Below are 11755 nucleotides of genomic sequence, written 5' to 3' on the forward strand. Positions count from 1 at the left end.
CACTCTCTTCTCATGAGTTGAATTATTAAGTGAGGCAACAAATAATAGAAGCACGAAAACTCATTTTATGTCTTTTTCCACTTCATCTAATAATCTTGTTGATAACACTTCCCAAGAATAATTTTGATCGGCAAAGTTCATAATTTCAGTTCGATTTATTACTGGAGATTCTATTAGTATGGTCTTTAATTCTTCTATAGAATTTGAGTTGTAAACAGCTTTTGAATTTTCAAGATTCCCGATATCTTTTAGATTGGAAAACATAATAATCGGTAATCCAGCTGAAAGATAATCATAAATTTTATTCATACTAAATCCCCATTTATACAAAGGAGAGTCTTTCATAGAAATTAATCCAAAGCTAGCAAAGTTTAATAAGTACGGTATATACCTTTTAGGTATAGGCGCATGAAAGGTTACATTAGAAAGATCCTTTTCTTTTTTGTATTGGAGCAATGCTGTTTTCAAAGGACCACTACCTATAAACAAAAAGTGATACTTCTCTTCGCTTTGCATAGCTTCAGCAAGTTCTATTAAAGGAAACATATGATTTGCCTCTCCCATACTGCCTATATATATACATATCTTCAAACCTTTTAATGGCGCTAGTATTCTGTCCACTTCATTTGTAGGACTATTGAGCTTAACTCTTTCTGCACTATAACCATTTGGAAGATAGATAGATTTACCAGATTCTAACCCCTTTGAAAGTGCATAATTATTTGCTTTTTCAAATAGGAAAATAACTCTATCTGACTCCCTATATAAATACTTCTCCATTTTAAAAAGTAATTTGGCTATTATATTTTTTTCGCTTATTATTCCAAAATCGATAAAAGTCTGTGGCCACAAGTCTCTTTCTTCAAAGTAAAAAAGAGATTTAGCTTTTTTGGATTTTTTTATTCCAATTAATGGTGTCAAGGGATGTACACTTGAACCTAAAATTAACTCAGGTGTTTCCTTCTTTAAATAAGCATTTAATACCCTATTTAAACGAATTGAAAAAGAAAGTATATTTGTTATTCTCTGTGCTAAATTATTATATGGAGGCGTTTTTATCCAAACAAAATTCACATTTTCAAATATTTCCTCCGAATAAATACCACCGTTATCATATGTAACTGTTTCTCTACGTTCAAAATGATTAAATGAAGAGGCAAATATTCTTACAGTGTGACCTTTTTCAGCTAGCTTTTGAGCCAAATCAAAATGTCTTGTCCCTCCTGTTGATTTTGGTGAGATTGCATAATGATTTAATAACCAAATGATCATTTATTCTCCTCACTGATTCCGAGTAACAAGGAATCTCTTATCTTTTAGTAATTTTGGGGCTAGCAATCATTAATCTATGAACTTATAAGTTTAGAATAAACTTTATTTAATTTTTCAGATTCTTGTTCCCAATTATATTCATTTTCAACAGCATTCCTTCCGTTTTTCCCCATAATTTCAGCAATGTCGGGATTATCTAATAAATAATTTATAGCACTGGCTATCTCACTAGGTTTTTTGGGGTCAACACATATCCCACAGTTATGTTTTTCAATAATGGATTTCCAGAGCGGAAAGTCTGAGCAAATAACTGGAATCCCTGCTGACATATATTCAAACATTTTATTTGGCTGAGCGTTAATATGATTAGGTTCGGGTAAAAAAGTAACAATCCCGGCAATTGAGGAAGTCAATAGTTCCTTCACTTCTAAACGATTTAGGACACCAAGATACTTAATATTTTTATGGGTTTCTATTTGTTGCGTTTTTTCTTTAGAATTTATTTTTCCAGCAATATGAATTGTTCCCTTTATCAAATTTGCGGCTTCTAGTAATTGGTTCATACCTCTTTCTATACCTAAAACACCGACATAACATAATTGACTTTTTTTAGGTATTTCTTCATTCGTCTTCGATCTATTTAATTCATTTAACAAAGGATAGTTATTGATATTTGCGGTATTGTTATTTATCTTTTTAAAGCGTTTTGTGATAAAAGGGGTTGCTCCAACAAGATAATCGAATTTTTTAGCAGCATAGTTTTCATAGAATTCCACCATACTTGCTAAAGGTTGTCTAAATGGTGAAGGTATCCATTCTTTTGATAACAGGGCTCGAGGTAAATCTTCATGAATATCATAAATTACACATTTACCTAACTTTTTTAGTTTCATTCCTATTGGTATAAGTTCTGGATCGTGGAAGTGATATATATCTGCATCTAAACTAAGTGAGGCTTTATAAACTTTATTACTAGTTAAGAACATTCGTTTCATTCGACTATTTTCTTTAGGTATTCCATGAATATGTACTCCATCAATTTTTTTAGATTCAACCCCAGGCACTATATAATGTACATCCCATCCAAAATCTCTTAAACTCCTGCACTCTTTAATAAAAATTCTTGTGTCTGCTTCCGGATGAACCGAGGTCAAATGACAAATTTTGTACTTCTTCATTTCCATTATTTACACCTACATTAAATTTTATTTTTGATCTTAATTTTTCATCTAAGTCTTTTTTGTCCTCTCTTTTCTACTAGTAAAATCAACAATACAAAAGCTAGTAAAATTCCACCTGTTAAAAGTTTTGTTAATAACGCTCCACTCATCAAGCCGAAAAATGGAATAAAGGAGGTAACAATCACTAGTTCAATCCCCTTTTCATGAGATAAAGTATCAAACATTTTTAAAATTATTCCTAATAAAATTGAAAAGAGTAGGATTCCTAGGAATCCGAAATTCATGTAAGCATCAGCTAAGTACCCAACATTAACCCAAGTATCATAATTCTGATAATAAATTGAACCTATTAAATTTGGAATTGGAATAGGGTATGGATTTTCTATAAAAAAACGAAAAATTGAGTTTGATAAATAAACTTTTTCATTTGATGAGAAAAAATCATAATATAAAAAGTGATTTTTCATTGGAACGAATAATGTTCTTCGAATGAATAATGTAGCAATAAGGTGATTTTCATAAATTTTATAAAAAAATAGTCCAACGGCAATTACCAAATTTAGACTTACTAAAGCTCCTCTTAACAAAGCTCCCTTTTTTACAAAGTAAGCAACACCTATAACAACTGGTATATTAAATAAAAATGATTTATGACCTGTGTATAGATAAATTACAATTTGAAGTGCTATACCTAGTAATAAAATTTTTCTTTTCCGATACCAATAGCCATAACCAATACAAAAAAGATTTATAACTGTAGCCTGCCATCCTACTAAATATTCAAAAATTCCTTTTCCATAATTCACACTACTTCTAACTTCGTAAACTTCAAAAACATTTAAGGCAGTAAATGTAGGAAGGCCATTTAGTAGAAACAACGAGCCATAAGTTAATATAGTGAAAGTGGTAATAATAATGGGCAAAAGCAACTTAGATATTATTATTTTTTGAGGCTTTATAGTATAAAAACGAGTAATTATTATTGTTAAAATAAAACCTGAAATAATCATATAGAAAAACGTTGAAGGCTGATTTTCTAAACTATATAGAGAAGTAAACGGCACTATTATTATTAAAAAGAGAATATTCATTACCGAGTTTGAAAACCGTTTTGATTCTTTAATAAAAAACAGTACAAACAGTATAAGTAGAAGATATGATATGCAGTACTTTAATGAATTGAACTCTAATTGAAATCCTTGATATAAAAACAAAGGATGTACATATACGATATATCCCATGTCTAAAAGGATTCTATATGTGATTACTAAAATTAAAATTAGAAGCCTATTAAATTTCATAAAATCTTCTATTCCTATCTTTAGATTTTCAGTAAAAGAAAACCTTTATTGCACTTCATCATGAGCATGATAATAACTAAGAGTAAAAAGCATGAATTGCATTACAAATTTAAAAATATTTGCTATTAAGATTCCAAAAGAAAACCCAATTAGTCCGTAATCTAGGAAAAAGTAGTAGGCAGCACCTATATATACACCTAAATTAATTGCATTGATTATTATTTGCCATTTAATATTATTAAAACGAAGGTTAAATGGATTTAGAACTGAGTTAAATACATTGATGACTGCACTTGCAGTAGTTATATATATCAAATTAAGAGCTTCAGAAGCCCATTCTGGATATAAAAATTTTAAAACTGCTGGACTGATTACAATAGTAATGATATAACCAACACTTCCTACAACAAATGACACACAAAACATTGATATAAATTTCTTTAAATTTATTTTTTCAATCTTAACTAAATAGCTTAAGATTACTGTATTAATTGGATTAATCATCATAGTGATGATCTTACCTAATATATCAGCAGTGTAATAAACGGAAACTGCTGCTGATCCTAGTAAAGGAAACAGAAGGATTTTATCTAAATATGTCGTAGATATTTTTAAAAAACTAGATATATATAACGTAATACTTTTAAGAGTAACCTTTTTGAAAAGAGTTGTTCTTCTATACTTTTCCTTAGGAAGATCACTGTTTTTAAAAATATAAATAGTACTAAAAAATAATCCCATTAGGAATATTACTTGCCAATATCCTGATATATAAAATATATAAGTACCTACCAGATATCCTATGCTCAAGAGAATATTATTTATAAAAATCCCTTTATAATTTAGGTTTAATCTAAAGCTCACTATATAATATTCTTTCAGTAAATTTAGGATAGTAATCATAATGAGTAATATGAAATTAATGATGGTTATTTTCTTATCAATTATTAGCGTAGTTGCTGTTATTACGATTAAACTAATTAATGTGGATACTAATAACAAAATATTAAAGTCACCGATTATATTTCTCTTTTTGTATTCTCTTTCCATTAATAATCGAACGTTATTTAATACATTACCCAATGGAAAACTTATAATTGTAAATAAGCTTATAATAGTAACAATTAAACCGTAATCACTACTCGATAGTTTTTTTGCAATGGTAGGAAGAGAAACTAATTGTAGAATAAGTAAAGGCATAGCACTAGAAAAAAGGTTAATTATAGAGTCGTAAAGAAATTTTTTTTTGTTCATATAGTTCACTTTCTTAAATTTTTTTGAAGTGCCGTGCTTAAAAAGCAAGTATTGATTTTTTGTTATAAGTATTTGTTCGATTAGCTAACCCAATTAAAGTTTCTTTAATCTCCTCCTCACCCATCTCCGGTAATTTCTTTATCACATACTCCATCTCCTCTTTCTTAATCGGAGTAGCTCTCCCAACATGTATCTTAGGAAATACATACTTACTTTGAATTTCATGATCACTTAGCAACTCTTCATACAACTTCTCTCCTGGTCGAATACCAGAAAATTTAATACCAATTTCTTCTTCACAAAAACCAGATAAATGGATAAGATTTTTAGCTAAATCAACAATTTTTACTGGCTCTCCCATATCTAATACAAATATTTCTCCTCCGTTGGCTAGTGTTCCCGCCTGAATTACCAACCTTGAGGCTTCAGGAATGGTCATGAAATAGCGGGTCATTCTAGGATCCGTTATCGTAATTGGCCCCCCAGTAGCAATTTGTTTTTTAAATAGAGGGACTACACTCCCGCGTGAGCCAAGCACATTACCAAAACGGACGGCAGCGAACTTGGTCTTACTCTCTTTCGCAAGATTCTGAACAATCATTTCAGCAAAACGTTTAGTTGCACCCATTATGTTCGGAGGATTCACCGCTTTGTCTGTCGAGACCATTACAAAGTGACCAACATCGAAGAAGTCAGCAGCCTCTGCTACATTTTTAGTACCAAATATATTATTTTTTACTGCCTCTATTGGGTTATATTCCATTAATGGAACGTGTTTATGAGCTGCTGCATGATAAATAGCTTCTGGTTTATACTCGGATATAATGTCAAAGATACGATTTCTGTCTTGAATGTCTGCAATAATCGGAATTATTTCCGTCTCAGGTGAAACCTTTTGGCGTAATTCCATGTCAATATTATAGATTGAATTTTCACCGTGACCGAGTAGAATGATTTGTTTTGGATGAAACCTCACTACCTGTCTGCAAATCTCTGATCCTATTGAGCCGCCCGCTCCAGTGACGAGAATTTTTTTACAGGTTAATTTAGAGGAAATCGACTTTAAATCTAGTTCTACTTCGTCACGCCCAAGTAAATCTTCAATTTTTACATCTCTTATTTCATTTACAGACACTTTACCAGTAAGTAAATCCTCAATAACCGGCATCGTTTGTGTTCTAATTCCGGTCTCCAAACATTGTTGCATGAGTAGTTTACTCTTTGATTTTTCAAGTGATGGTATAGCAATGATTATGTGTTCTATTTCTAAATCTTTCACAACATCTGGAACCATCTCTATATTTCCCATAACTCGTATATTATAAATTTCTAAGCCTTTTTTCTTCATATCATCATCTAAGAAAGCGATAGGTTTTAAAGGGGAGTCTACGTTTTTCAACAATTGACGAGCAATCATAGTTCCCGCAGAACCAGCCCCTATAATTAGTGTTCGTTTTCTTTCTTCGTTGACGTTATCTTCAGATAAAAGCAAATCCCGAATAATTTTCCATGATAATCGAGATCCTCCAATCAGTAAAATATGTAACATCCATGTGATGGACAGTGCTCTAAATAGGATGTCCCCCTTTATCATTAGTTGAACTATGGCTACAACCACAATCGATAATGTCACTGCTTTAAATATCGATAGTAATTCTAATACGGAAGCATATTCCCAAACCTTCCTATACAAACCAAAGTACATTGCAAAAATATGGTGAGCAAAAAATATGGTTAAAGAGCTTGTCAATAAAAATACATCAGTAAAAGGATTTTCGATCGGATGTAACAAGAAATATCCGATATAAACAGAAAACAGTACAATACAAGAATCGACAAAAACTAACATCGACAGTCTTCTTTTTAATGACACTCGAATCCCCCTATTCTTTTCCCAATTTTCATAATTGTTCCTTTAAGTGATTATAATACCAATGATGTAAAAATTGGCTGAATATGCTGTTTTTATATTAAAAACAGCTACTTTGTCTAGGGTTTATAAAATCTAACGATGACATTTTTCATTAATTTTAACTTTCAAAATATTAAATTCGACATAATGCGACATAGGTAAAATGAATCACACTAAAATTTCCACCATTTTTTCTTTTGTATTTCATTTTGTTCTAAAATAATTACTTCCTTGTCTTCTATAATCCTTGCATTATTTTCAAGGAAAATATCCACAGCATCTAATCTTTTACTATTTTCTAAATAAGTTAATCCTTCATCAAATAAAAATGGCCTATTTGTAAGATTATGAGCATCTGAACCATATGTATGGACAAGGTTTGCATCTACTAATTGTAAAGATAATCTTTGGATTTTTTTACCGAACTTCCCTGCTAAACTTCCAGAAGTAATTTGAGCAATTGCCCCTTGGTTTATAAGATTCGCTAGTTTGCTCGGCTTCTCAGCGATAGCTTTGTTTCTTTCCGGATGAGCAATAATAGGTATATAACTCTCAGATATCAATTCTTGAACAATATTTATTGTATACTGTGGTACTTCATGTGAGGGTAGCTCTAGTAATAAGTATTTTGAGCCTGCCAAAGTATAAAGCTTATTTTCCTTAAGTAGTTCTACTAAATCATCTCTTAATCGTATTTCATGTCCTAAATGAAGCTTTAAAGGAATTTGTTGTTCTTGAATATCATTTTGTAAAATAACTAGTCTTTCTTTTACTACGTTTGCTGCCGCATTGTATTGAGGATGTATGACATGGGATGTGGAGACTATTTCTGTTATTCCCTCCTTTATTGCTGATTCAAACATTTCAATTGTTTCATTTTTGTTACTGGGACCATCATCAACTCCAAACAAAATGTGGCTATGAATATCTATCATATAATTACAACTCCTATAAATTCAAAAATATGTAAATTAAAAAAGAGCATAGGAAACATATGCCCTTTACTCTACTGAACCATAATATTGGTAGTAATAATGATCTTTATCTAATACGAAATTGTTAAGAAGTGTACCGAGTATTTTTGCTTTTGAGGCAATTAACGCTTCTTTTGCTTTAATTACGTTTGATTTTTCTGTTGTACCTGAATTGATAACTAAAATAGTACCATCACATTTATTAGATAGTATTTGGGCATCGGTAACTGATAGCAGTGGGGGTGCATCAAAAATAATAAGATCATATTTTTCCATTAGTTCGTTCATTAAAATATCCATTGTTTTAGAACCGATTAATTCTGCTGGATTTGGGGGAATAGGCCCACTAGTTATCAAGTCCAAGCACTCTATGTTTGTATCTACAACAACATCCTGCATTGTCAACTTTCTTGTTAATAGATTGGACAAACCCACTGTATTTGTAATGTGAAATGTATGATGCATCGTAGGTTTCCGCATATCTGAATCGATAAGTAACACTTTTTTCCCTTCCTGTGCAAAAACAATTGCCATATTGGCGGCACTCGTTGACTTACCTTCTCCTGGTGTAGAAGAAGTAATCAGCAAGGTTTTCAATTCTTTATCCGGCATAGAGAAGTTTATATTAGTTCGAACTGTTCGAAACTGCTCTGAAACTACGGCTTTAGGATTTTCTATCGTTATTAATTTTCTAGCAGCTGTTTGAATTTTTTTATTTCTACTTCTCTTTTTAAACAAACTTAATCACCTCTTCTTTCTACGTTTTTGTATCGAGTCAATGGTAGCTGGCATTTCTTTTGCAGATATAGGGCTTATTAAGCCTAATACCGGTAGATTTAAAAGTTCTTCGATATCTTGCTCTGATTTTACTGTTGTATCTAAATATTCAAGTAAAAAAGCAATACTAATTCCAAGCATCAAGCCTATTACAGCACCGATAGCCATATTTAAATAAGGATTCGGCTTTACAGGAGACGGACTCTCCATGTAGACAGCTGGTGAAAGGATATTGACATTGTCTACTTTCATCAAAACTTTTATTTCTTTTTGAAAAACCTCCGCAACTGTATTGGCTATATCTACTGCTTTAAAGGCTTCGGGGTCTTGTACGCTAATATTAACAACTTGAGAATTTTGTTCACTTGTGACAGTAATTTGTTTGGTAAGAGCGGTAGGTGTTGTTTCTAGATCCAAGGTTTCTATTACCTTGGATAAAATTGCTGGACTTTTAATAATGACATTATATGTATTTATAAGTTGTAAGTTTGTCTGTATGTCTTGTGAATTGAACGGTTGTTGCTCCATTTTTTGTTGGTTGACAAGTATTTGTGTCGATGCCTGGTAAATGGGTGTTAGGAAGAAGAAGCTAATTACTCCTGCAACAGATATTGCAAAGATCATGGAAATAATTATTAGGAAAAATCTTTTTTTTAGCGTTTTAAAAAAATCTTGTAAACTTATAGTATCTTCCATATGTATTTGTATCCCCTTTACATGTTGCTTTCTTTAAAAATCCGCAAGGACTCTCGACCAAGCGGATTCTTTATCGATTTTCTAAAGCCTTGTTTAGCAAACTATCACGTCGAGCTTTTTTTCTTGCTTCGTATTCTTCCTTAAAACTTTGCGCATACGATTTATCATATCCATTGATAACAAGATCTTTCTCAACTGCTTGCATAATTGCTTGGAAAACTGTATCCGTACTAGCCTCTAAATCTGCCACTGCGGTCATGTATTTATTGTAAAAATAAGCAAAATCGGCATCTTTTCCACTTGCTTCACTATCTTTATATTCGTTAAAAGCACGACTAGCAAGTGCGTTAAGCTTAGCATCTGCTTGCGTTTCTATTCCTTCAAATGTGGGTCTGTATTTCTCTTTAATTGATGAAACTGTTGGTTCATCTTTAGTTGTATCCTCTGAATTTTCGGAGGATTCGTCACTAGATGCCTCAGCAATAGCACTAGATTTTTTTTCTGAAGAAGAATTAGTGCTTTTATAAGAGTTTTCTGAAACGCTAGTGTTTCCAACACTAGTTGTTTTTTTAGTTATAGATTCTTCTACCACATCCCCATTTTCATCGATTAAAATAGTACTCCCATCGGGCATTTCAACTTTATATGGTTCTGCTACAATTTCAGTAACCTTTTCATCGGCAATATCATATTCTTTAAACTTAAAAAGATAGAGTATATAACTTCCCGCAACAAGCAAAAGGACTACTCCTACAATCAAAAAAATTTTAAGTTTTTTCATACAATTCCCCTTTATTTGTATTCATAAACTCGTTTATGCAATACCCTTTATTAAGAATCATAAACTCATTAATAATCCTCCCAATTTGGAATTTGAGTAAAATAAAGATAGATAAACCCTCCCACATTTTTTGATGAGAGGGCTCTAATATTATTGATGATTATTCAAAAGTAATAGAGAAGTTAACATTTAGGTCGGAACCATTGTTTACTGTAATTGGAATAGTGATTGCTTTTCCTTTTAAATCATTCAATGTAGTAGCACCTGCTGGAAATAATGATTGAATATAAGCAACCGTTTCTATAGACTGTGGATCTTTGCCATTTACTTTAGTCACCCCTAGTTGACTCGTAAATGCTGCATAGAATCCTTTATTTATAAAGTCAGCTATGCTTTCATCCTCCTTAATTGTCACAATTAAAGAATCTGGAGCAACCGTCGAAATGGTGAAATGTGGACTTTGAGTATTATTTAAATAAGTTACTAAACTTTCTAATTTCGAATTTAATATTTCTTGTTGTGTTGGTGTAGTTGGTTTATCGTCTCCTCCTGGATCAGGCGAAGGAGTAGTGACTGGTGGTGTCACAGGTGGCGTGACCGGTGGTGTTGGAGTTGCATTAACCGCGTCTCTTACTTTTGCCACTTCGGCTAATAATGCAGCAATAAATTTATTTGTTGAAGCGCTTGGAAGTTCAGACAATAAGGCATCGATTTCTGCATAAGCGGCTTTTGCTTCTGTAGTTTTACCATCAGCCAATAAATCATTTATTTTAATCATATCCATATAAATTGTTACTGGAACTATCAGTTCATCACGTTTGGCATCTGCAGTTTTTTTGTATTTATCCAACAATAAATCACGTGCTGCTTTCCCGGAAAAGCGATACAATATGGCTGATCTACCTTTTAATTGATAAGACAACTTATGATATTCTTTTTCCACTGTAGCAAAATCATTTCTTTCTTGTGCTGCATTAATTTCCCTAAGGATTGGAGCTAAATATTTTGTTGCGTAGTTATATGCATCGATATAGGGAATTAAACCTTTAGAGATTTTCTCATTATATAAAGAATCAATCTCGTTCAATTTTGATAGCTTTTGAGTAGATGACAGCTTAGATGAAACTAACAAATTTCTATTAAGTTGATAGTTTTTCTTTGCGCTGTTTAAAGCTGGATATAGTAAACTACTTGGTACAAGGTCACCGACTAGTGCTGGATACACATAATGCGTCGTACCTCTGTTTAATTCTGCCTTTACTTTGTTAATAGATTGATCCACTGACGTAGTGTTTCCATAGGCAATTGATGAAAATGATAAAACTGAAGATGTTAACAATACCGCTGCAGCTGTTTGCTTCATAAATCTTCCTCTCATAATACTCCTCCTCTTGTTAATAGATTAGTCGTTGAGAAATTATCAATATATTTCAACAATTTCATATTACTATCGAATTTTTAACAATTCAACTTTGAGGTTGATAATTTGTTACATTTTTCGTCATATTTTTTAATAAACTATTCAAAACTGCAACTTATTGAGGTAATACATGACTCAAAAAACATTCCAATTTCCCTGCAACAATATAGGTATTATCACTTAATTT

The 11755-nt window shown here is 31.8% G+C and carries 10 protein-coding genes; all 10 read right to left on the bottom strand.

Annotation, left to right across the window (positions count from 1 at the left end):
- Positions 1-60: 60 nt before the first annotated feature.
- Positions 61-1272 (bottom strand): glycosyltransferase family 4 protein, encoded by a 1212-nt coding sequence (locus AM499_RS12095; RefSeq protein WP_053590455.1) that lies wholly within the window; start codon positions 1270-1272, stop codon positions 61-63.
- 74 nt (positions 1273-1346) lie between these two features.
- Positions 1347-2456 (bottom strand): glycosyltransferase family 4 protein, encoded by a 1110-nt coding sequence (locus tag AM499_RS12100; protein ID WP_231687452.1) that lies wholly within the window; start codon positions 2454-2456, stop codon positions 1347-1349.
- Positions 2457-2497: 41 nt separating this feature from the next.
- Positions 2498-3463, bottom strand: coding sequence for an oligosaccharide repeat unit polymerase (locus AM499_RS12105; protein WP_156316798.1), 966 nt, complete (start codon positions 3461-3463; stop codon positions 2498-2500).
- 336 nt (positions 3464-3799) lie between these two features.
- On the bottom strand, positions 3800-5008 hold the full coding sequence (locus AM499_RS12110; protein ID WP_053590457.1) for a lipopolysaccharide biosynthesis protein: 1209 nt from the start codon (positions 5006-5008) through the stop codon (positions 3800-3802).
- A 37-nt stretch (positions 5009-5045) separates the two neighbouring features.
- Complete coding sequence (locus AM499_RS12115; RefSeq protein ID WP_053590458.1) at positions 5046-6881, bottom strand: polysaccharide biosynthesis protein; 1836 nt, start codon at positions 6879-6881, stop codon at positions 5046-5048.
- A gap of 212 nt (positions 6882-7093) precedes the next feature.
- Positions 7094-7855 (bottom strand): tyrosine-protein phosphatase, encoded by a 762-nt coding sequence (locus AM499_RS12120; protein ID WP_053590459.1) that lies wholly within the window; start codon positions 7853-7855, stop codon positions 7094-7096.
- Between the two features lie 66 nt (positions 7856-7921).
- Entirely contained in the window at positions 7922-8632 is a 711-nt protein-coding gene (locus tag AM499_RS12125; protein ID WP_053590460.1) for a CpsD/CapB family tyrosine-protein kinase, read from the bottom strand.
- 6 nt (positions 8633-8638) lie between these two features.
- On the bottom strand, positions 8639-9367 hold the full coding sequence (locus AM499_RS12130; protein ID WP_053590461.1) for a YveK family protein: 729 nt from the start codon (positions 9365-9367) through the stop codon (positions 8639-8641).
- A 70-nt stretch (positions 9368-9437) separates the two neighbouring features.
- Positions 9438-10148 (bottom strand): hypothetical protein, encoded by a 711-nt coding sequence (locus AM499_RS12135; RefSeq protein ID WP_053590462.1) that lies wholly within the window; start codon positions 10146-10148, stop codon positions 9438-9440.
- Between the two features lie 160 nt (positions 10149-10308).
- On the bottom strand, positions 10309-11526 hold the full coding sequence (locus tag AM499_RS12140) for a hypothetical protein (protein WP_053590463.1): 1218 nt from the start codon (positions 11524-11526) through the stop codon (positions 10309-10311).
- Positions 11527-11755: the final 229 nt, after the last annotated feature.

Origin of the sequence: Bacillus sp. FJAT-22090 (genome assembly GCF_001278755.1) — a bacterium.
Taxonomy (GTDB): Bacteria; Bacillota; Bacilli; order Bacillales_A; family Planococcaceae; genus Psychrobacillus.